23 protein-coding genes and 1 pseudogene are annotated in these 20,092 nt (G+C 70.3%); 22 read left to right on the top strand and 2 right to left on the bottom strand.

Annotation, left to right across the window (positions count from 1 at the left end; genetic code table 11):
- Position 1 precedes the first annotated feature (1 nt).
- The 15 genes from ACIBH1_RS45155 to ACIBH1_RS45085 all read left to right on the top strand — a co-directional run bounded on the left by ACIBH1_RS45155 (position 2) and on the right by ACIBH1_RS45085 (position 10,812).
- Positions 2-2,179: a phage minor capsid protein gene (locus ACIBH1_RS45155; RefSeq protein WP_397320281.1), complete on the top strand. Its 2,178-nt coding sequence runs from the start codon at positions 2-4 to the stop codon at positions 2,177-2,179.
- A complete protein-coding gene (locus ACIBH1_RS45150; protein WP_397320280.1) occupies positions 2,176-2,424 on the top strand; it encodes a hypothetical protein in 249 nt (82 codons plus the stop codon). The genes ACIBH1_RS45155 and ACIBH1_RS45150 overlap by 4 nt, the downstream gene beginning before the upstream one ends.
- Before the next feature lie 146 nt (positions 2,425-2,570).
- Positions 2,571-3,398 (top strand): hypothetical protein, encoded by an 828-nt coding sequence (locus ACIBH1_RS45145; protein WP_397320279.1) that lies wholly within the window; start codon positions 2,571-2,573, stop codon positions 3,396-3,398.
- Positions 3,399-3,403: 5 nt separating this feature from the next.
- Positions 3,404-4,318, top strand: a complete 915-nt coding sequence (locus tag ACIBH1_RS45140; protein WP_397320278.1) for a P22 phage major capsid protein family protein — start codon at positions 3,404-3,406, stop codon at positions 4,316-4,318.
- A 59-nt stretch (positions 4,319-4,377) separates the two neighbouring features.
- Positions 4,378-4,740, top strand: a complete 363-nt coding sequence (locus ACIBH1_RS45135) for a hypothetical protein (protein WP_397320277.1) — start codon at positions 4,378-4,380, stop codon at positions 4,738-4,740.
- 38 nt (positions 4,741-4,778) lie between these two features.
- Entirely contained in the window at positions 4,779-5,147 is a 369-nt protein-coding gene (locus tag ACIBH1_RS45130) for a hypothetical protein (protein ID WP_397320276.1), read from the top strand.
- Positions 5,147-5,482, top strand: a complete 336-nt coding sequence (locus ACIBH1_RS45125; protein ID WP_397320275.1) for a hypothetical protein — start codon at positions 5,147-5,149, stop codon at positions 5,480-5,482. The genes ACIBH1_RS45130 and ACIBH1_RS45125 overlap by 1 nt, the downstream gene beginning before the upstream one ends.
- A 16-nt stretch (positions 5,483-5,498) precedes the next feature.
- Entirely contained in the window at positions 5,499-5,897 is a 399-nt protein-coding gene (locus ACIBH1_RS45120; protein ID WP_397320274.1) for a hypothetical protein, read from the top strand.
- A complete protein-coding gene (locus ACIBH1_RS45115; protein ID WP_397320273.1) occupies positions 5,897-6,208 on the top strand; it encodes a hypothetical protein in 312 nt (103 codons plus the stop codon). Before ACIBH1_RS45120 ends, ACIBH1_RS45115 begins: the two co-directional genes overlap by 1 nt.
- A gap of 7 nt (positions 6,209-6,215) precedes the next feature.
- A complete protein-coding gene (locus tag ACIBH1_RS45110; protein ID WP_397320272.1) occupies positions 6,216-6,614 on the top strand; it encodes a hypothetical protein in 399 nt (132 codons plus the stop codon).
- Positions 6,611-7,057, top strand: coding sequence for a minor capsid protein (locus tag ACIBH1_RS45105; protein ID WP_397320271.1), 447 nt, complete (start codon positions 6,611-6,613; stop codon positions 7,055-7,057). Before ACIBH1_RS45110 ends, ACIBH1_RS45105 begins: the two co-directional genes overlap by 4 nt.
- Before the next feature lie 66 nt (positions 7,058-7,123).
- Complete coding sequence (locus tag ACIBH1_RS45100; RefSeq protein ID WP_397320270.1) at positions 7,124-7,591, top strand: phage tail tube protein; 468 nt, start codon at positions 7,124-7,126, stop codon at positions 7,589-7,591.
- Positions 7,592-7,595: 4 nt separating this feature from the next.
- Positions 7,596-7,994, top strand: a complete 399-nt coding sequence (locus tag ACIBH1_RS45095) for a hypothetical protein (protein WP_397320269.1) — start codon at positions 7,596-7,598, stop codon at positions 7,992-7,994.
- Positions 7,995-8,029: 35 nt separating this feature from the next.
- Entirely contained in the window at positions 8,030-8,266 is a 237-nt protein-coding gene (locus ACIBH1_RS45090; RefSeq protein WP_397320268.1) for a hypothetical protein, read from the top strand.
- Positions 8,257-10,812, top strand: a complete 2,556-nt coding sequence (locus ACIBH1_RS45085) for a hypothetical protein (RefSeq protein ID WP_397320267.1) — start codon at positions 8,257-8,259, stop codon at positions 10,810-10,812. The genes ACIBH1_RS45090 and ACIBH1_RS45085 overlap by 10 nt, the downstream gene beginning before the upstream one ends.
- An 8-nt stretch (positions 10,813-10,820) precedes the next feature.
- Here ACIBH1_RS45085 and ACIBH1_RS45080 read toward each other — a convergent pair whose 3' ends face one another.
- Complete coding sequence (locus ACIBH1_RS45080; RefSeq protein WP_397320266.1) at positions 10,821-11,084, bottom strand: hypothetical protein; 264 nt, start codon at positions 11,082-11,084, stop codon at positions 10,821-10,823.
- A 145-nt stretch (positions 11,085-11,229) separates the two neighbouring features.
- On the opposite strand from ACIBH1_RS45080, the gene ACIBH1_RS45075 reads away from it, so the two are divergent.
- Positions 11,230-13,437 carry a hypothetical protein gene (locus tag ACIBH1_RS45075; RefSeq protein WP_397320265.1) on the top strand — a complete coding sequence of 736 codons (2,208 nt, stop codon included), beginning with the start codon at positions 11,230-11,232 and terminating at the stop codon, positions 13,435-13,437.
- On the opposite strand, the gene ACIBH1_RS45070 is transcribed toward ACIBH1_RS45075, so the two are convergent.
- On the bottom strand, positions 13,394-13,768 hold the full coding sequence (locus ACIBH1_RS45070) for a hypothetical protein (RefSeq protein ID WP_397320264.1): 375 nt from the start codon (positions 13,766-13,768) through the stop codon (positions 13,394-13,396). The genes ACIBH1_RS45075 and ACIBH1_RS45070 overlap by 44 nt on opposite strands.
- Before the next feature lie 93 nt (positions 13,769-13,861).
- On the opposite strand from ACIBH1_RS45070, the gene ACIBH1_RS45065 reads away from it, so the two are divergent.
- The 6 genes and pseudogenes from ACIBH1_RS45065 to ACIBH1_RS45040 all read left to right on the top strand — a co-directional run.
- Positions 13,862-14,731, top strand: coding sequence for a hypothetical protein (locus tag ACIBH1_RS45065; protein ID WP_397320263.1), 870 nt, complete (start codon positions 13,862-13,864; stop codon positions 14,729-14,731).
- Between the two features lie 12 nt (positions 14,732-14,743).
- Positions 14,744-15,454, top strand: coding sequence for a hypothetical protein (locus ACIBH1_RS45060; RefSeq protein ID WP_397320262.1), 711 nt, complete (start codon positions 14,744-14,746; stop codon positions 15,452-15,454).
- A 51-nt stretch (positions 15,455-15,505) separates the two neighbouring features.
- The gene (locus tag ACIBH1_RS45055; protein ID WP_397320261.1) at positions 15,506-16,039 is read left to right on the top strand and encodes a hypothetical protein; all 534 of its coding nucleotides are present in this window, start codon (positions 15,506-15,508) and stop codon (positions 16,037-16,039) included.
- A 621-nt stretch (positions 16,040-16,660) separates the two neighbouring features.
- Positions 16,661-19,393, top strand: a complete 2,733-nt coding sequence (locus ACIBH1_RS45050; RefSeq protein ID WP_397320260.1) for a hypothetical protein — start codon at positions 16,661-16,663, stop codon at positions 19,391-19,393.
- A 9-nt stretch (positions 19,394-19,402) separates the two neighbouring features.
- Positions 19,403-19,555: a hypothetical protein gene (locus ACIBH1_RS45045; RefSeq protein WP_397320259.1), complete on the top strand. Its 153-nt coding sequence runs from the start codon at positions 19,403-19,405 to the stop codon at positions 19,553-19,555.
- Positions 19,533-20,092: pseudogene (locus ACIBH1_RS45040) on the top strand (hypothetical protein); the annotation flags it as partial. The gene ACIBH1_RS45045 and the pseudogene ACIBH1_RS45040, both read left to right, overlap by 23 nt.

The following is a 20,092-nucleotide window of genomic DNA, read 5'->3' as shown; positions in this document are numbered from 1 at the left end:
GGTGGCCACCGTCACCGAGCAGGTCGCCGCAGCTCTGGCCCAGGCCGAGCAGGTCGCCCGCATCTACGAGCAGGCCGAGCTGGACCTGCTGGAGGCGATCGCCAAGCACGCCGCCAAGGACACCAGCAGCGACGACGCCGACTTCTGGGCGTCCAAGCGGCTGGCCGACATCCAGCAGCTGCGCAAGGAGGCGGCGCGGATCGTCGCCCGGCTCGACAAGGCCGCCAAGGCCGCCGCGAAGGGCGCCGTCAACACCGCGTGGCAGGCCGGGGTCGACAAGGCGATCGTCGGCGCTGTCGAGCAGGTCCACGACGAGAAGCTGAAGAAGCGGCTGGCGCGCGTCATGCGCGACGCCCGCAAGCTCGGCTCCTCAGGCCTGGTCAACCAGGGGCAGGGCGTGCTGGAGCTGGCCGAGCACCTCACGGGGGACATCGTCGGCAAGTTCGACGTGCTGCACCTGGCCGTGCTGCGCGTCACCGACGACATCTACCGCAAGGTGATCGGCCAGGTGGCCGGGCCGGTACTGGCCGGGTCGCGGACGCTGCGCGACGCCGTCCAGGACGCGCTGAACCAGTTCGCCGCGGGCGGCATCAAGGGCTTCGTCGACGCCGCAGGCCGCGCTTGGGGGATGCGCGAGTACGCCGAGATGGCCACCCGCACCGCGACCGCCCGCGCGGCCGTAGAGGGCGAGCTGGCCACGCTGGGCGACGCCGGCCTGGAGCTGGTGATCGTGTCGCGGGCTCCGTCGTCGTGCTCGGTGTGCGACCGCTGGGAGAACAAGGTCCTGGCGCACCGCGGGGCGGCCGGGCAGCGCCAGGTGGAGAGCGTCCTCGACCCCGACCAGATGGTGACCGTCGAGGTGGCGGCGACGGTGTCCGAGGCCCGCGCCGCAGGGCTGCTGCACCCGAACTGCCGACACTCGCTGACGGCGTACCTGCCCGGGGTGACCACGCCCGCGCCGGTCGTGGACGCGCCGTCGTACGAGGCGACGCAGAAACAGCGCGCCCTGGAGCGCAAGGTCCGCGAGTGGAAGAAGAAGCAGGCCGTCGCCGTCGACGACCACTCCAAGCAGGTCGCCAAGGCCAAGGTGGAGGCCTGGCAGCAGGCGTTGGCCGCGCACGTGGCCGACGAAGGGTTGAGGCGCAAGCGCGGCCGGGAACGGCTCATGGCCAACGAGACGATGCCCGCGCCGTACGAGAAGAAGCCGCCCAAGCCTCAGGCGGCAGAGCCGAAGAGTCCGGCCGCTGACCGCGCCGAGGCTGCGCCGCCCCCTGCAGCGCCGTCTCCTGCGACACCGTCTCCTGCAGCGCCGCCCGCGACGCCTCCTGCGCGAACCGAGCCTCCGTCTCAGCCAGAGCCGGCCCGCTCCGACACCCCCTCCGACGTGGCAGAGGCAGAGCCCACCCGCGAGGAAGGGCCCGACACACCCTGGCACCACCGGCTGGGCGAGGTGTCCGCAATCAAGACCAACGTGGATTCGGGCGAAGCGAGCCGCCGCAACATCGCCAAGGGCATCCAAGGCGTCAAGGCGAAGGTGCAGTTCGTCAACGGGACCGAAGGCTTCCACAAGCAGATGGCGACGGACGATCGAGGCAAGAAGACGAGTGGGCGCCGCGACACCGACGCTGAGCAGCTGTCCTCGCTGCTCGGGCGCGCCATCGGAGCTCCGGTCCCTCGCGTCTACCGAACAGGAGAGGCCGAGTACTACACCGACTGGGTGGAAGGCGACACCGCGGCCGAGTACACCGGGCCTGACCCAGACGGAGTGAGCGAGCGGCTTATCGCCTCCCGCGAAGGGCTGCTCCTCGGCCTGCTGGACGTCCTGACCGCCAACACGGACCGGCATCTCAACAACTGGATGATCGGCAAGAACGGCGAGCTGGCGGGCATCGACCACGGCCTCGCCTGGGAAGGCGGCTTCGGCGACGATCCGCTGCCGCTGAGCCACCTCAACCCCAGCGGCCCGTTCGCGAGCCAGCTGTTCAGCTGGCGCACGTTCGAGCTGAAGAACACCAACCGATTCACGCCGGAGGACATCGCTGTGCTGCGAACACGGCTGGAAGCGTTGCGCCCCGACTTCGCCCTGCTCGGCCGGGAACAGTGGCTGGACTACAGCCTGCACTGGCTTAACCAGGTGGGGCGGCGCGCCACCGGCACGACCTCTATCGTGGCCCCATGAGAGCGATGCGTCTCGTGGACATCGGCGAGGGCGACGACATCGGCGTCCTGTCCCTCAGCGACGACGGAGTCCTGTCGTCATCGTCGCCGCACGTCGACCGGCTGGTCCGCGGCAAGCAGCGGCTGTTCTCCTGGACCGACGCCGACACGTTCGCCTACTTCGCCGGCGAGCTGGGCGAGACCTGGCCCAGTAACAACGGCCCGTGGTCGGACGGTGTGCTGCGTTTCGAGGTCGCAGCCCCGTAGCCAGACCCTGATCACTCTTGAAAGGCCCGCCTGGCGCGGGCCTTTCGCATGTCCGGGCCAGTCACCCTGACTGTCCTCCCACAAACCCCTGAAGGCCCGTCCTGGCGGCGGGCCTTTCGCATGTCCGGCTCCAGGAGGGCCACACGATGTCTGATCTGATGACGATGACGCCGGGCGCGATCATCGGATACCGCAAGAGCGGCGCTCCGATCCGCCTGATCGGCGGAGGTTCAGAAGGTGCGCCCGAGGGCGGCGCGGGCGGCGCAGGTGATCCTGCCGGTGCTGCCGGTGCTGGCGCTTCGTCCGCTGGTACGGCGGGCCCCGCCGTCGAGGATGATCCGCCTGCCAACCCCAACGCCAAGCGCGTCGACGAGCTGCCCACGTGGGCGCAGAAGCTCGTCAAGGACCTGCGCACCGAGGCTGCGGACTTCCGCACCCAGCTGGCGGACGTGAAGCGGCAGGCCGAGACGCCGCCTGCTGGCCCCTCCGTGGAGGAGATCTCCAGCCAGGTCCGCAACGACGTCGCCAAGCAGATCGCCGACGCCCTGGGCATCACGACCAGCGAGGAAGCTCCGCCGCCCGACCCCGAGCAGGTCATCGCGCAGCTGACCGCCGACAAGCAGGCCTCCGACACGCAGGCCCGGCAGTCGGCCGAGCGGCACCGCATGGCGCTGGTCGAGCTGGCCGTGCACCGCATCTCCACGCGGACCGGCGCCGACCCTGACGCTCTCCTGGACTCCCGGTCCTTCCTGAGCAACATCCACGGCCTCGACCCCGACGCCGCTGGCTTCAACGACACGTTGACCGCCGCGATCACGCAGGCCGTCAACGACAACCCCAAGTTCGCGGCCGCCCAGGCGCCGGCCGCTCAGCGATCCGGAGGCGAGTTCGGCGGCGGGCCCGGCGGACGCAGCGAATCGGACGAACCGTCCGTCGATGACTTCCGCGCCAAGCGGCGCGCCAAGAAGGAGTAGCCGACATGGCTAACACGTTCCTCACCCCGCAGAAGATCGCCAGCGCCGCGCTGGCGACGCTGTACGAGACCTGCGTCATGGCGCAGCTCGTGCACCGCGACCTCGACCAGGACTTCGCGGGCAAGCAGGGCGACACCGTGAACGTCCGCAAGCCCGCGACGTTCGACGCCTACGAGTACGACCGCAGCCAGGGCATCCAGATCCAGAACGCGACCGAGACGGCGATCCCGGTCACGCTGAACCACTTCGCCGACGTCTCCTTCGCCGTCACCACGGAGGAGCTGACGCTGGAGATCGAGGACTTCGCGACCCAGCTGCTCACCCCGGCGATGGAGGCCATCGCGCAGAAGATCGACCGCGACCTGCTCGCGCTGCGCGACGACATCACCCAGGAGGTCGGCGTCGTCCTGGACCCGAACATCCACACCTGGGACAAGCCGCAGGTCCTCATCGACGCCGACCGCGTCCTGAACGAGCGCAACGTCGCCCCGACGCAGCGCTCGGCGGTGATCGGCCCGCAGATCAAGGCGAACTGGCTGTCCGACCCGCTGTTCCACCAGGTGGACACCTCGGGCACCACGGACGGCCTGCGCGAGGCCTCGCTCGGCCGCCGCGTCTTCGGGTTCGACCCGTACTCGACGCAGAACATCAAGCGGCCCGCGCAGGTCTCCGGCAACTCCAAGTCCGAGGTCGGCGTCGCCTTCCACCGGACGGCGTTCTGCCTCGTCACTCGGCCGCTGGTGCTGCCGCAGGGCGCGGCCCGCGCGACCGTCGCCAACTACAAGGGCTTCTCGCTGCGCGTCGTGATCGACTACGACATCGACCTCAAGCAGGACGTGTGCTCGATCGACACGCTGTACGGCACCAAGACGCTCGACCCCAACCGCGCGGTCCTGGTGAAGGACGCCGACGTCGCCTAGTCGATTCCTAGCGGAACCGCTGTGAAGCGGTTCCGCTCCTTTCCTGCAAGGAGACCTTGATGGGCTACAAGCCCCGCATCACTGAGAAGACCATCACGCTCAAGGGCGCCGACGTCGCCGCGGGCACCCACGTCCTGTGGCGGGCCCCGGTCCCGTGCCGTGTCGTCGCCGTCCGCGCCTACCGCATCGGCGGCTCCGGCGCCGCCCCCACCGTCAACGCCCACAAGAACGGCGTGACCATGCTCACCGGCGACCTGTCGGTGGCCACCGCCACGACCTGGACCGCCGCCTCGCTCGCCGCCGTGGCCGCCCGCCGCTTCGTCGAGGGCGACACCCTGGCGGTGCAGGTCGTCACGGCGGGCGGCACCGCGCCTACCGACCTGATCATCCAGGTCGACATCCAGAAGGACGCCAACTTCTGATGCCCGGCCCGCGCACCCCTGTGGATCACATGGGCGCGATGACCGCAGCCGAGAACGTCAACGCGATGGGCGCGACCGGCGCGGTCAAGACCATCGCGTCCGACGTGGCAGGCACGTACTCCTACTACAACCGGAACACCGGCCAGGTGGTGGAGTACGCGCAGCGGTCCTCTCGTCTCGACGCGCTCGACAACTGGGAGCTCGTCGCCTCGCCGCCTCCGCCGAAGGGCAAGGCGGCCGAGGCCGACGACCCGGTCGTCCCCGTGGCGGTGCCGGTCACCCGACCGGCCGACCACGAGCCCAAGAAGGAGTGGACGGACTACGCCATCTCCCGCGGCATGCCTGAGGCGCAGGCACGAGCCCTGTCCAAGCAGGCCCTCATCGACACCTTCGGGAAGGGGGCCTGATGGCCCGCACTGACCTGGTCCCTGCGGCCACGTCTCGCGCCGGCCTCGCCTGGACGGGCACTCCCGCCATCGCGGACGGCCACATGTTCGCCGACAACGGCAAGCGGCTGGTGCGCATCAAGAACGCGCACACCTCGGCGGCGACGGTGACGATCCCGACGACCGGCACCGTCGACGGCCTGCCCGTCGACGATCGCGAGGTCGTCATCCCGGCCAACACCGGCGATGTCACCATCGGCCCGTTCACGTCGGTGTACCGGCAGCCCAACGGCAAGGTCCACCTCGACTACAGCGCGCCGACCGGCCTGACCGTGCAGCTCATCGAGCACCCGTAACAGGAGGAGGTGAGTCGTGCTCGTCTACGCATCCGCAGCCGACTACACCGACTACACCGGGCAGGCCGACCTGCCCGCCGACATCGACAGGCGGCTGGAGCGGGCGTCCGAGCGGATCGACGAGCTGCTGCTGACCGCCTACTACCGCACCGACGACACGGGCATGCCGACCGAACCCGCCGTGCGCGAGGCGGTACGGCGGGCCACGTGCGCTCAGGCGGCGTGGACGTCGGCGCACGGCGACGAGTACGGCGTCGCGTCGGCGTTCAAGGACGTCGCCATCGGGTCGGTGAAGCTGTCGCGCGGCGGCTCCAACGAAGGCGGCACCTCCCGGCATGCGCCGGACGCGCACTCGATCCTGCGCTCGGCCGGGCTGCTGCCGGGCTTCGTCATGGACACGGGCGGGTGGTGGTGATGCTGCTGCCTGACTGGCTGCTGCGTCACACCGCCGTCATCCGCCCCCACCTCGGGGCGGGCGCCTATGGGCCGGTCTTCGGCGACGCGTCGACGGAGCCGTGCCTGGCCGACGACGAGCGGCGCATGGTCCGCGACGAGAAGGGCGCCGAGGTCGTCTCGGAGATCACGCTCTACATGCGGCCCGGCGTGGTGTGCCCGGCAGGGTCGGAGGTGACCGTGAACGGGCGCACCACCACGGTCATCGCCTCCTACGTGCGCGACGGCGGCGGCCTGCCCACCCCGGACCATCTGGAGGTGGTGTGCCAGTGATGCCCGCATGGTGAAGCGCACCTTCAAGGAGGGCGTCCCGGCCGCGCAGATCAACGCCGCGGTGAAGGCGGCGGCGGTGCGCGGGCTGCGCCTGGCAGGCAAGCACCTGGTGAAGGCGGCCCGTGACCGGGTGCCGCTCGACCAAGGCACCCTGGAGCGCTCGATCAAGGAGTCGGTGGACGAGACCCGGCTGATCGGCGCGGTGTCGGCCGACACGCCGTACGCGCTGATCCAGCACGAGGTGCCGCCACCTCCGGACACCGACGAGAAGGGCCGCAGCTACACCCACGACCCCGGCCGCACCTGGAAGTACCTGGAGGAGCCGCACCGCGAGCAGGCGACGGTGATGCGCGACATCATCGCCGCCCAGCTCAAGAAGGTGCTGTTCGGAAAGGGGGGCCTGTGAGCTTCTCCCTGGACCTGCTCACCGGCCTGCACGAGGTGCTGGCCGACGCAGGCGTCGGCCACTGGAACCCGTCCGGGATCTACACCGCCAACCAGGTCGGTCTCACGATCGGCGGCCTGCCGCCCAGCCCGGACCGGGCGATCTCAGCGGCGGTGTACGGCACGGGCCGGGCCGGTGACGACATCGCCGAACCCGACTCCAGCATGCAGGTGCAGTTCCGCATCCGCGGCACCGGCGACCCACGCACCGTCGACGACCTGGCGGACGGGCTGTTCGACACGCTGCACGGCGCATCCGACGTGGTCCTGCCCACGGGCGTGCTGCTGCTGCTCGCCTCCCGCAAGATCGTCGCCCCGCTCGACAAGGACTCCAACGGCCGCCACCTGCGCGCCGACTCCTACGAGCTGCTGGTGCACCGGCCCAGCCCGCACCGGCCCGCCTGACCCCACACCAATCCAGTTCGTAGCGGTCCCGCTGCGAACTGATCCCGCATGCCACAGGAGGCACGTATGGCGCTGCGCAGCATGCTCGCCAAGGACTGGACCCTGGAGATCAACACCGGCACCACGGCGTCGCCGACGTGGACCACCGTCAAGGGCCTCACCAAGATGGGCTTCGAGATCGAGTCGGAGACCGAGGACGACTCCGACTTCGACAGCGACGGCTGGGGCTCCGACGTCGTCACCCAGCGCAAGTACAAGCTGACCGTCGAAGGCCGCCGCAAGCGCGACGCCGCCAGCGCCGGGTTCGTCCCCGACGCCGGCCAGGAGGCGCTGCGGACCGCGGGACTCGTGGTCGGCCTGGAGGCCTCCGCCGAGGTGCGCTGGTACCGCAAGGACGGCTCCCCGGACGCCTTCACCGGCACCGTCGCCGTCCAGTACAAGGGCGGCGGCGGCGAGACGACCGACCTCGAGCCGTTCGAGGCCGAGCTGTCCGGCCAGGGCAAGCCCGTCGCGATCACGAACCCGGCGGCCTGACCTGATGGTGAAGCTGAAGGAACTCGACGACTTCCTTGACGACGGCCTTGAGCTGCCGATCAAGGGCAAGACGTACCTGGTGCCGCCCGCCTCCGCCGAGGTGGGCCTGTACTGCCAGCGGCTGGCCGAGGTCGGCATGGCCGCCGCCAAGGGCCAGCAGGACGAAGGCGCGGCCGAGCTCGACGACGCCCGCGAGTCGGAGCTGTACCGCAAGTGCCTGGGCCCGGTCCTGGACGAGATGGTCGCGGACGGCGTCTCGTGGCCGCGCATCAAGCACGCCGCGATCACCGCGTTCTTCTGGATCGCCGGTAACGACGAGGCCGCCGCGACCTTCTGGGAGCGAGGCCCGGAAGCAGCAGCCCCGGAAGCGACGAAGGGTCGGGCGGCGAGCTCGACGAGCTGACGGGGCTCCGCGACTGGTACGACCCCGACGACGGCTTGACCGTCGACGGGACCGCCGTCACCTGGGGTGCGCTGCTGGAGCGCTGGTCGCTGATCGAGTGCGACCTGCACGCCGAGTACGGCATCGACCTGGACGAGCCCGGCCTGCTGCAGCAGCGCCGCTGGCGGTGGCTGCGCACCCGCATCCTCGGCCTGCTCGCCCGCGATTCGAGCATCTCCCGCGCGCTCACTCCCGACGACCGCAAGCACTCCGGAGGTGAGCCGTGGCGCTGAAGATCGGCGAGCTGTACGCGACGCTGGAGCTGCGCAACCAGCTGACCACCCCGCTGGGCAAGGCCGTCGCAGGCGTCAAGGTGCAGGCGACCGGCATCCACGCCGCCATGGCCATGGTCGGCATCACCGCCGTGAAGGCGCTGGGCAGCCTGGCCTCCGGCGCCGTCCGCGCGGGCGGGGCGATGGTGTCCGCAGGCGCGAAGATCGCCTCTGCGGGCGCGAAGTCCGGCGCGCTCCTGGCCGGGATCGGCGCGGCCGGTGTGGCCGCGGGCGGCCTGCTGTCGATGGCGTTCGCCGGTGCGGTCGCCGGAATCGCCATGATCGGCATCAAGGCCGCCGCCCAGTCGGCGCAGGTGAAGGCGGCCTTCGCCGACATGAAGGCCTCCATCCAGGCCGACCTGGCGAACGCGGCGTCGGTGCTGGAGCAGCCGCTCGCGCAGGCGGCCGGGTCGGTGAAGGGCCTGTTCTCCTCGCAGATCGCGCCCGCCCTGCAGGGCATGTTCACCTCGATCGCTCCGCTGATCGGCGAGTTCACGGCCGGTCTCGGCGACTTCCTGGGGCCGATGCTGCCCGCCATCCAGGGCATCGTCGGCGCGGTCGTGCCGATGTTCTCCCAGCTGGCGGGAAGCATGGGCGTCTTCGGTGGCCAGCTGGCCGCCTTCCTGGCTCCGCTGTCGGCCGCGATGGCGTCCAACAGCGGCCTCATCGCCACCTTGATCACCGGCATCGGCGGACTCCTCGCCGCGCTCGGACCGCTGCTGGCCGCGTTCCTGCAGCTGGCCGGGCAGGTCGCCGGGCCGCTGTTCGCCGGGCTGCAGCAGATCGCCGCGGCGTTGTCGACGCACCTGGCGCCGGTGCTGGTCCAGCTCGGTCCGCTGATCGGTCAGCTGATCGGCCAGTTCGCGCAGATCGCCGTCGCCTTGATCCCGCTGCTGCCGCCCTTCCTGCAGTTGGCCGCCACCCTGGCCAGCGCGCTCATGCCGGTCCTGACGTTGATCGTCCAGGCGCTGGCTACCGCCCTGCAGCCCATCCTGGTGGCGCTGCAGCCGGTCCTGGCCGCCCTCGGCGAAGTGTTTTCGCAGGTCGTCATGGCTTTGATGCCGATCCTGCCGCCGATCTCGCAGCTGATCACGTCGCTGCTGCCGGTCGTGGTCACCCTGGTCAAGTCGCTGACCCCGATCCTGACCATGCTCGCGAACGTCTTCGCCAAGGTCGTCGGCGCGGTGACGCCGTTCCTGCCGCCGCTGGTCAAGCTCGGCACGAGCGTCCTGCCGCTGATCATGGGCGTCCTCGACGCTTTCGTGAAGCTGCTGTCCGGCGACGTGTCCGGAGCCTTCGAGACGATCAAGAAGGCTGTCTCCACCTTCGTGACCGGCATCAAGGAGAACTTCAACAAGCTCCTCGACCTCGGCTCCGAGCTGGTCAACGGGATCAAGAACGGCATCGCCAAGCTGTGGAACGGCTTTATGGCGTGGGTGAAGGAGAAGTTCGGCCAGCTGCCCCAGTGGGTCAAGGACATCTTCGGCATCGCGTCGCCGTCGAAGGTGATGGCCGACATCGGCGGCAACGTCATCAAGGGCCTCATCGTTGGCATGACCGGCGAAGAGTCCACGATCCGCGACACCACGAAGAGGCTCGCCGACACCGTCCTGGCCGCGTTCAAGGACGGCAAGATCAGCAAGGGCGTCAAGGACGGCCTGGTCGAGATGATCCGGGCAGGCAACCGTGACCTGCTCGCGCTGGCCGCCGAGCGGGAGAAGTTCGTCGAGCGGATGAAGTCCGTCGCCGACGCGATGAAGTCGTTCGCGAACCTGACCAGCCTCGACTTCGGCACCAACGAGCAGGGGCAGAAGAACGCGCCCACGGCGGGCGGCATCCAGGCCGGGCTGCAGGCCAAGCTCGCCCAGGTCCGCGCCTTCGCCTCCGTCATCAAGAAGCTCGCCAAGCGCGGCCTCAACAAGGCGCTGCTCGCCCAGATCATCGAGGCCGGGCCCGAGGCCGGCACGGAGCTCGGCCGGGCGCTGCTGGAGGCCGACGCCTCCACCTTCAAGTCGATCAACAACACGCAGGCCTCCATCGACAAGGCCGCCAAGCAGGCCGGGAAGAACGCCGCCGCCGCCCTGTTCGAGGCGGGCAAGAACGGCGGCGCGGGCTTTTTGAAGGGTCTGCTGAACAACAAGAAGGACATCGAGAAGGCGATGCTCGACATCGCCAAGTCGATGGTCGCGGCCATCAAGAAGGGCCTGAAGATCAAGTCGCCGTCGCAGGTGATGGCCGGGCTGGGCGTGCAGGCGATGGCCGGACTCCAGCGCGGACTCATCGCCGGGACGGCGCCGGTTCTGGCCGCCGCCCGCTCGGTGGCCACCGCGCTTCCCGGGGCGATGGCCTCCGACCTCGGCGTCGGCAGCACCGGTTACCGGGTGACGCCGAAGGGCGGGTCCGCGCCGGTCACGGTGAACGTCACCAACCACTACCCGCAGGCCGAGCCGACCAGCAAGACGGTGAACAAGGGCCTGCAGTACGCGGCGATCCTCGGCCTGACCTGACCGCCCGCTCACCGCTTCCCACCGCGGGGGGCGGGCGGCTCCGGCCGATTCGCGATCCAGCGCAACAGCCGGAAGATCCGCTCGACAGTCTCGTCGGAGCCGAACAGCAGGCACCCGATGATCACGATCACCAGGGCGAGTTCGACGCACACGACAACTACGCCGATCGGGTGCAGGAGGGCCAGCCCCGTCGGCGCGAGAGTGGCAGCCCCAACCGTGACCGGCTTGGCGACTGCCGCGATGTTGAGTTTTCCCTGCTGCTTGGGTCCCATCCTCGGACACCCCGAAGGGCGACCTCAGCCGCCGAAGCCATGAGAGTGCAGCTACTCCCAACAGCGTGCTGTACGTGGTGATTTGCCCCCGAGCAGCCATACCAAACCCTCTCGACCCGTCCCGTGCTGAAGGGGAGGTCGAGGCGTGGCGATCAACGTGGGCCAGCTGTTCGCCACCATCGAGCTGCGCGACCAGCTCACGCTGCGGCTCGCGGCCACCCTGCTGGGCCTGCGCCGCGCCGAGTCCACGATCGGGCGGCGCACCAGCCGCATCGACAACCAGTTCGTGCGCCTGGCCGCCTCAGTCACCGCCTCGGGCGCGGCCATGGCGGTCGGCATCACCGCCTCGGCCGCGCGGATCGGGGTGGGGCTGGCCAGCTCGGCCGCGAAGGTGTCGCTGTTCGGAGCGGCGGCGGCCGGGGCGACGCACGCGGTGCTCGCGCTCGGCGCCGGGCTGGCTCCGCTCGCGGGCGGCCTGGCGGCGGTGCCGGGCGCGGTCGCGCTCAGCGTCGCCGGGTTCGGGGCGCTCGGCCTGGCCCTGTACGGCATCGCGGATGCGACCTCGGCCGCGTTCGGTGACGACCAGGACAAGCTCGACAAGGCGCTGGCGAAGCTGTCGCAGTCCGCCCGGGCGGCCATCCTGGAGGTGCGCGAGCTGCGGCCCGCGCTCGACGGCGTACGGCTCGCCTCGCAGGAGGCGTTCTTCGGCCAGCTCGCCGGCGCGGTGACCGCGCTCGCCGCCGCGCTGCTGGGGCCGCTGCATGCCGGGCTGTCGGGGGTCGCCTCCGACCTGGGGGCGGCGGCGCGCTCGGTGGTCGACTTCGTCCGCTCCTCCGACTCGGTGCGCGCGGTCGAGCAGGTTTTCGCCTCGACCAGGCACACGATCATCGCCCTGTCTCAGGCGCTGTGGCCGCTTCTGGGCGGTTTTCGCGACCTGACCGTGGTAGGCGCACAGTTCACCGCGTCGCTCGCCCCAGAGATCGCTCAGGCGCTTGCCCGCGTCGGGGTGTTCCTGTCGCAGGCTTCGGCTGACGGCCGGGCGTGGGCGTGGATGGTCGCCGCGGTGGAGACGCTGCGGCAGCTCGGCCGTATCGCGCTCGACGTGTGGCAGATCCTGTCGGGGCTGTTTGAGGCGATGCGTACGGCAGGCGGTGACGCCCTCGGCGTGCTCGGGGCGCTGGTGTCGTCGGTGGCCGACTTCGTCACCTCCGACGCCGGGCAGCAGGCGCTCGTCGCCGTGTTCGTCGCCCTGGCCCAGGCCGGTCAGGCGCTCGGGCCGGTGCTGGCCGCGCTCGTGGTCGGGGTCGGCCAGCTCGCGCCCGCCCTGGGCGGCCTTGCCTTGATTGTCGGCCCGATCCTGACCTCGGCGATTCAGGCTGTGGTGCCTGCGCTGGCGTCGCTGGAGCCCGGCATCGTCGCGATCTTGTCGGCGGTCGGGCGCGCGGTGGAGGTCCTCGGCCCGTCGCTGACGCTGCTCGGTGAGGCCGTCGCCGCGGCGATGGTGGCCGCGTCGCCGTTCGTCGACGAGCTGGCCGCCGCGATCGTCGCGCTGATGCCCGGCCTGATCGCGGTCGTCGTCAACGTCGGCCAGGTGTTCGCGGCGCTTGCGCCCGCCCTGGAGCCGGTCGGCACCGCCTTGGCGCAGATCATGGTGGAGCTGGCTCCGCTGCTGCCCACGCTGGCCGACCTCGCGGCCCTGATCGTCACCCAGCTCGCCCCGTACGTGGTCGACCTGGCCAGCGTGCTGGCGGATCTGCTGCTGTCGGTCGCTCCGCTCCTGCCGCCGCTGCTGGACCTGGTGACCATGGTGTTGCCGCCGATGCTGGACCTGCTGCGCTCGATCGCGACGCTGCTGCGCGGCGACTTCGCCTCAGCGCTCGGCTTCGCCGACCAGGCCGTGCTCGGCTTCCTGCGCGTCGTCGACAATCTCGGCTGGGCGCTGCTGACCGGCCTGTGGAACGGGCTGGTCGCAGGCTATGACTGGATCAAGTCGCAGATCATCGGCTTCTTCTCCTCGATCCTGCCGGACTGGGTCCGGCAGGCGCTCGGCATCCAGTCGCCGAGCCGCGTGTTCGCCCAGATCGGCCGGTACACGATGCTCGGCCTGCGTGACGGCATGCTGGCCGGGCAGCGCCCGGTCCTGCAGGCGGCGCAGCGCATCTCCGACCGGCTGTCGGGCTCGTTCTCGCCCGACCTGTCGGGATCGGTCGCCTCCACGGGCGCACGGCTGTCGGCGCCGGGCCGCGGCCCGACGATGATCTTTCACGTGACGGCGGTCAACCCGCTGCCGGAGACCACGTCCGAGACGGTCAATCGAGGCCTGCAGATGGCCGGGGCTCTCGGCGTCGCCTAACCGGGCGGGCGCCGTCAGCCGGCCCGAGCCACCGGTAGATGAGGTCGCGCGACAACCCGGAGTTGGCGATGATCGCCTCCTTCGACACCGTGGGCCCCTTGCCGCGGCCCGCCGTGCCGGGCGTGCGGTGAGCGGCTTCGGCGGCGGCCTTCAGCCAGCGCATGACCTCCTGCTCCTGGCGGCGGGCGGCCTCGAGGTCGTCGCCGAGCAGCCGGAGGACCTCCAGCGCGGCGGCCTCGTCGGGGAAGTCGAAGATCGGTTCTTCGACCCAGCTCACCGAGTCGCTGTCGCCGTACAGGTCGTCGGGGCCGGTGATGTGCCGGGGTTGCATGCCCGCCTCCACGAAGGTGTCTGACGGCGTACACGTTAGATGCCCGGGGCCATACCTGTCTACTCGCAGACATCTTTCACCCTGGGGGTGGTTGTGCCGACGTACATCCTCGACGGCGTCGAGCTCGACCACCCGTCAGGCTGCTGGAAGCTCGCCCCCGGCACCCGGCGTCGCCCGCTGCCGGGCGTGCGCTCAGTCGAGCTCACCCTGCCCGGCAGGGCGGGCGAGGTGCCCATCATGGGCCTGGACCACGAGACCACCCAGTTCGCCCTGGAGTTCAAGATCACGTCGCGGACCCCGTCCGGGGGCGACGGCGGGTTCGAGCAGCTGGAGGCCAACCTGGAGGCGCTGTCGGCGCTGCTCGGGGTCCGCCACCGGCTGATGACCCTGGAGTACGTGGCGGGCACCCTCACCCGGGTCGCCCAGGTGACCGTCACCGCCACCTCCGAGCCCGACCTGAAGATCGGAGCGCTGCGCGCCCGCCTGACCGCCGTCGTCCGCGTCCCCGGCGTCTACTGGCGCGACGAGATCGAATCCACCTGGACCGGCAGCGCGAACACCGCCGACCAGCCGGTGACAACTCTCGCCGGCAGTACGGCGCCGGTCACGGACGCGCTGATCCGCTACACCGGCCCGGCCGTGACGCCCACGCTGGTCGACGTGGCCACCGGCGACACCATCAGCCGCGCCTCGGGCCTGCTCGCCTCCGAACGGCTCATCATCGACTGCGCCGCGATGCGCGCCAGCAAGGTCACCACCGACACCTGGGACATCAACGCCGGTACGGACGTGACCGGCTCCATCATCGCCACCGGCCCCGGCTCGGCGTTCCGCTGGCTGAACCTCACCCCGGCGATGGCCGTGGGCGACCCGCACTCGCGCGCCGTCCTGCTGACGACGTCGGCCACTTCGACCACGGGCGCATCCAAGGTCGAGGTCCGCGCGCGCCGCGCCTACCTGTGATCTGGAGCGCGAATGATCACGATGCTGACGTCGCCGTCCCTGGTCTCCGCCATGACCACCACCGGCGTGAGCACGGCCTCCTTCGCTCCTCCCGAAGGGGCGTTCCTGGTGGCGTGCGTGATGAGCAAGTACGACGCGTCGGTGGCGCTGACCAACACCGGGTCGGCGCTTTCGTGGACCATGCGAGCCCAGTCGATCAACTCCAATGGCATCGCAGCCATCTACACCGCGCCCGCCATCGCCCAGTCCATGACCGTCACCGGCACCATGGACTTCATCGGCAGTCCCGGCAACTCGCAAGGCATCGCGCTCAAGGTCAACGTGCTGGGCGGCGTCGACATCAGCAACCCCATCGGCGCGACCGGCGACGTGACCAGCTTGGGCGTGCAGAACTGGACGTTCAACGCCTACACCTCCACCAAGGCCGATTCGTGGGGGTTCTGCGCCGCAGCCGACGACTACCAGACCGCCACCCCGACCTCCACCGACGTCAACGAGCCGTTCAACCAGTCGGGCGCCGGCTACCTGTCCGGCATGGCGATGCGCAAGGCCTCCGCGACCGCCTCAGCGGGCACGGCGGTGAGCTTCAACATCCAGACGGGCGGCGTGTCGACGAGCACCCGCTGGGCGACCTGCGCGGTGGAGGTCCTCGCCGCCGTCGACGGCCTTGGGCACCGCGCCACCTTGTCCAGGGCGGCCGTCCATCGCGCGGCAGCGTGGTGAACGCCGCCTCCACTGCAGGCCCCCGCATTCAGAATTGACGACAGGAGCATGATGACCAGCACCAACGAGCTCCCGCCCTTCGGCCAGCGCGGCATCTGCCAGACCTTCCCCACCTGGCTCATCAACCTCGAAACAATCACCCCGCCCGGCGACACCTACTCGGCGTACGCCGTCGAGATGACGATCCCGGCGGGCCGCGTGTGTTCGTCGATGGCGGTGGCGTTGCGGACGATGCCCAACAGCACCGGCTGGTGGCGCGGCGCCCTCTACGAGAAGATCGAGGGTCGGCTGACGCCGGTGGCCGTCACCGGCCGCGCCCCGGTCGGAAACGGTCAGACCTGGGCCACCGCCGCGCTGGTGCGGCCTCTCGAACCCGCCGAGGAGCCGCGCAGGGTGTACGCGGTGGTGGTCGTCGCCAACGTGGAGTACGCGGCGGTGAAGATGTACAAGCCCAGCAACGAGTACGAGTTCATGTACTCCTGGGTCAACGTCGGGATGAAGGATGCCCCGGCCCTGCTGGAGCTCGGCTCCGAGGCCGGATGGCTGGGTAGCAACGCACTGCTCCCGCTCATCGCCCTCGACTGAGACACCTAGGCGACCGCCTAGTCACACGCCTAGGCGGCTAACTAGCTAACGAGAAAGACGCTTAGGAATCTAACTGGGATTGCTAACAGCAGGAACATAATCTAGAACGTTAGGTTCGTAAGAATGCAGACGGCGATATCCTAAGGAAGAAACCAGTCACGGTTAACTTCGTGGAATCCAGCAGTCTTGATAGACTGGACGGGAAATAGGAGAGACCCCCGCGTTTGCCGGTCAGCTTCACGCGGAGGTCTCTATGTTGGCGGTACCCTCACCTGGGCTTACGCTTAGGTGAGGGGCCCGTTCCTCATGATCCATTCAAGGACGAGCAGCAGCAGCTGGCAGAGCAGCAGACGGTCAGCTCCATCGTCACTGGGTAACTCCATCTTGGACCCCATCTTCAATCACCCCCCTTCTCGACCGCTTGTTGATCACATGCGCGGCCGTAGCAAATAACCCTACCTTTCTTTTCATCGCCTGCAACCTGCCGGGCCTCTTCGGCCGAATTCGCTCGGACGCGGAGATCACTAATACGGGCAGTTCTGCGCAGGCGGCACGGGTCAATGGCGCTGACCTGACGTAGGCCCCTTGATCGCCCAGAGGCATGAAGGGGGTACTGTCTCGATGCTTGTGTTGCGGTTGGCGATCTACGAGCCGAACGGCACCCGGACCGGCGTGCTGCCGTACCCGCTCGGGCTGCAGGTGGCGCAGCCGCTCAACGACGTGCCCGCGCTCCGCCTGACGTTCTCGGCGGCGGCCGGGACGCAGCTGGCGGGCGGGCCGTGCGAGGTCGGTGTCGAGTGGAGCGACGACGACGGCCAGACCTGGACCGAGGCCTACGACGGCCGGTTCGTGTCCATCAAGCGGCGCTCCGAGCTCGCCGACCGCGCCGCCGTGCAGGCGCTGGAGTTGCCCGGCTACGTGTGGCTGCTGCGCAAGATGCTGCTCTACCTGGGCAGCGCCGACCTCGTCGATGGCAAGCGTCCGTTCCTGTCGGCCACGCCTGGGTCGATCCTGCAGACGATGTTGCAGGAAGGGCAGGCGCGCGGCGTGCTGCCCGAGCTCGACTGGGACTTCTCGCCCACCCTCGACTCGGGCGGCCTGGCCTGGGCCAAGGTGCTCACCATCTACTACGAGCCCGGCATCGATGCCCTCACCATGCTCATCAACCTCGCCGAGCAGGGCGTCCTCGACTTCCGCATGACCGGCCGCACCCTGCAGGTGTTCAACGCCGACAGCATGCTCAACCGCAACCTGACCACGCTCGACCCGGCCGTCGACCTGCGCCTGGGCCGCGAGGTCGTCGAAGCGCCGGACGAAGGCACGTGGGAGGACACCGCCAACGCCGTGCTGGTGACCGGCGACCAGGGCATCGCCCAGCAGTGGGTCGACGCTGGTAACCCGTCGCCGTGGGGCCGGTGGGAGATCCACGTCGGCCAGGGTGGCGTGTCCGACCCGGTCACCATGGGCGTGCTCGCCCAGGCGACGCTGGCCCGCTCCGCGCGGGAGAAGGTGCAGCGCACCCGCGGGCTCCTCCTCGGACCGCAGGCCCGGTTCGCGCCGTGGCGCGACTTCCGGCCCGGTGACACCCTGTCGGCGCCCGGCGAGGCCGGCCTGCAGCAGGCGCTGCGCGTCCGCCAGGTCACCGTGACCCGCGACGACAAGGGCGTGCTCGGCGGCTCCGTCGTCCTGCACGACCGCTTTCTCGACCGCGCGGTACGGCTCGCCCGGCGCACGCAGGGCATCCTCGGCGGGTCGACCGCGTCCGGAGGAACCGGAGCGAGGCCTGCGCCGCCCGCGCCCGCGCCGCGCACCCCGGCCGCTCCGACCGGCCTGGTCGTCGACGCCGACGCCTACCTGGATGAGCACGGCTACGCCCGCGGCCTCGTGGTGGCGACGTGGGGCGCGGTCACGCAGGACATCGGCGGGGTGGCGCTGGACCCGGACGGCTACGAGCTGTTCGCCCGCCGCGACGTGCCCGGACAGCCGTGGTTTCTGCTGGCGGCCACGCAGGCAGGCGACACCGACGCCGCGCGCGGCCCGCTGCCGGTGGGGGAGTCGTGGGCGTTCAAGGTGCGCGCCGTCTACCTGGGCAAGAAGTCGGCGTTCTCGTCCGTGGTGACCGTGGCCATCCCCGACGACCCGGACGCGCCGCCCACGCCGTCGACGCCCGGCCTCGAGTCACGGCTCGGCGTCGTGCACGTCGCATGGGACGGGCTCGGCTCGCTCGGCGAGGGCATGCCGGCCGACTTCTCGCACGTGATCGTGGAGATGCAGGACCCACTCGCGCCCGGCTGGGCGCCGGTCGGGACGCTCCCGGCCGCGGGCGCGCTGGTGGTGCCCGGCCTGCCGTACGGCTCCGACCGCGACTTCCGACTGATCAGCGTGGACCACTCCGGCAACACCTCAGCGGCCTCGGCCGTCGCGACGATCGCCGCGGTGCAGCTGGTGTCCGGCGACGCGGCAGCCTCCTCGATCCAGACCGGGCACCTGGCGGCCAACGCCGTCACCGCCGACAAGATCGCCGCAGGGCAGGTGACCGCCGCCAAGCTCGAAGCCGTGATGACGCTCACCACGCGCCTGGTCGCCGGCGACCCGGGCGCCGCGCGGGTCGAGCTGAACGCGGGCGGCCTGGAGGCCTTCGACGCGGGCGGCATGCAGACCGTCGACATCTCCTCCACCGGGCAGGTGTCGATCGTCGGCAGCCTGGCCTCGGGCGTGGCCGGTGACCGTGTCCTGATCAACCCGCCCGGCTCGCCGTTCCCGGAGATCCGGTTCATCCCGTCATCGGCGACGACCAACTACTCCAAGATCTACTCCAACGCGCTCACCTACCCCGGCGAGGCGACCATGGTCATGGAGTCCGGCGTGAACACCGGGGGCACGGCGGTCACGCAGGTCGTGCACGCCGCCTCGGAGTACCGGGTGTGGGTGCTGCGCCCGTCCGACCACGCCCAGCGCGGCGCATACCTGAGGCTCGATGAGGGCCAGGCGCTGCTGGGCTGGACGCACCCGACGAACGGCACCCAGCAGCTGCGCATCTCGGAGGCGTCGACCTCCCACCTGGGCAGGTGGACGCACGCCTCCAACAGCAACGCCGGGCTGATCATGTTCGAGGCGACGGTGACGCGCGGCGCGACCTACTACGTGGTGTCGTGGCCCGCGACGATGGCGTCCACCCCGCACATGGTGTGGTCGGCGCGCGTCGGCGCGGCGGCTCCGTTCGCGCAGGCGCCCACGGACCTGCACCTGTACACGCGCAACACGGTCAACGCGCAGTTCTACTCGCCGACCGCCGCGGCGTCGGGCACTCCGCCGACGATCACGTTCACGATCTGGGCCTGGCGGCCCGCGTAGAGGGGGCCTGTGCGCGAGCTGCCGATTTCCAACGAGGCGATCATCGCGGCCCTGCGGCGCAGGATCGACCAGCTCATCTACGAGAACGCCATGCTGCAGGCCGCCGTCGACCAGATGCACGCGGGGGAGGAGGGCAGCCATGCAGGTGATCATCCCGCCTGACCGGCCCCGGTACGGGCTGCGCCTGGTCGCCTACGCCCCGAATGGCGCACGGCTCGGCCTGCTGCCCGGCCACCTCGGGTTCGACGCAGGCCTGCCGCTCAACGACGTGCCGTCGCTGCAGCTGTCCTACTCCGGCAACGCGCTCGGCGCTGACCGGCTGGCGCAGCACTGCGAGATCGCGGTCGAGTACGCCGTCGACGGCACCTCGTGGACCGAGCCGCTGAACGGCCGGTTCCTGCGCATCAAGCGGTCCGGCGACTCCATCGACCGGGCCAAGTCGCGCTCCTACGACTGCCCCGGGTGGGCGTGGCAGCTGCGCAAGCTGCTGCTCTACCCCAACGCGTTCATGGTCGACGGCAGGCGCCGGTTCGAGACCGCGTCCCCGGGCGACATCCTGACCGCGTTCGTCGACGAAGCCCAAGGCCGCGGCACACTGCCCGGCCTCGCGGTCGACTTCACCGACTCCCACGACTCTTCCGGCCAGCCGTGGCAGGCCGAGCTGACCATCGGCGTCGAGCCCGGCACCGACCTGCTCGC

Source organism: Nonomuraea sp. NPDC050663 (genome assembly GCF_044456985.1).
In the GTDB taxonomy this organism is placed as follows: Bacteria; Actinomycetota; Actinomycetes; order Streptosporangiales; family Streptosporangiaceae; genus Nonomuraea.
This window is presented reverse-complemented; position numbering and strand designations above follow the sequence as displayed.

What these genes read in the sequence shown, in the direction of transcription:
- ACIBH1_RS45150 (WP_397320280.1), top strand. Translation starts at nt 2,176, where the DNA reads ATGAGAGCGATGCGTCTCGTGGACATCGGCGAGGGCGACGACATCGGC.
- ACIBH1_RS45145 (WP_397320279.1), top strand. Translation starts at nt 2,571, where the DNA reads ATGTCTGATCTGATGACGATGACGCCGGGCGCGATCATCGGATACCGC.
- ACIBH1_RS45140 (WP_397320278.1), top strand. Translation starts at nt 3,404, where the DNA reads ATGGCTAACACGTTCCTCACCCCGCAGAAGATCGCCAGCGCCGCGCTG.
- ACIBH1_RS45135 (WP_397320277.1), top strand. Translation starts at nt 4,378, where the DNA reads ATGGGCTACAAGCCCCGCATCACTGAGAAGACCATCACGCTCAAGGGC.
- ACIBH1_RS45130 (WP_397320276.1), top strand. Translation starts at nt 4,779, where the DNA reads ATGACCGCAGCCGAGAACGTCAACGCGATGGGCGCGACCGGCGCGGTC.
- ACIBH1_RS45125 (WP_397320275.1), top strand. Translation starts at nt 5,147, where the DNA reads ATGGCCCGCACTGACCTGGTCCCTGCGGCCACGTCTCGCGCCGGCCTC.
- ACIBH1_RS45115 (WP_397320273.1), top strand. Translation starts at nt 5,897, where the DNA reads ATGCTGCTGCCTGACTGGCTGCTGCGTCACACCGCCGTCATCCGCCCC.
- ACIBH1_RS45110 (WP_397320272.1), top strand. Translation starts at nt 6,216, where the DNA reads ATGGTGAAGCGCACCTTCAAGGAGGGCGTCCCGGCCGCGCAGATCAAC.
- ACIBH1_RS45100 (WP_397320270.1), top strand. Translation starts at nt 7,124, where the DNA reads ATGGCGCTGCGCAGCATGCTCGCCAAGGACTGGACCCTGGAGATCAAC.
- ACIBH1_RS45095 (WP_397320269.1), top strand. Translation starts at nt 7,596, where the DNA reads ATGGTGAAGCTGAAGGAACTCGACGACTTCCTTGACGACGGCCTTGAG.
- ACIBH1_RS45080 (WP_397320266.1), bottom strand. Translation starts at nt 11,084, where the DNA reads ATGGGACCCAAGCAGCAGGGAAAACTCAACATCGCGGCAGTCGCCAAG.
- ACIBH1_RS45070 (WP_397320264.1), bottom strand. Translation starts at nt 13,768, where the DNA reads ATGCAACCCCGGCACATCACCGGCCCCGACGACCTGTACGGCGACAGC.
- ACIBH1_RS45060 (WP_397320262.1), top strand. Translation starts at nt 14,744, where the DNA reads ATGATCACGATGCTGACGTCGCCGTCCCTGGTCTCCGCCATGACCACC.
- ACIBH1_RS45055 (WP_397320261.1), top strand. Translation starts at nt 15,506, where the DNA reads ATGACCAGCACCAACGAGCTCCCGCCCTTCGGCCAGCGCGGCATCTGC.
- ACIBH1_RS45050 (WP_397320260.1), top strand. Translation starts at nt 16,661, where the DNA reads ATGCTTGTGTTGCGGTTGGCGATCTACGAGCCGAACGGCACCCGGACC.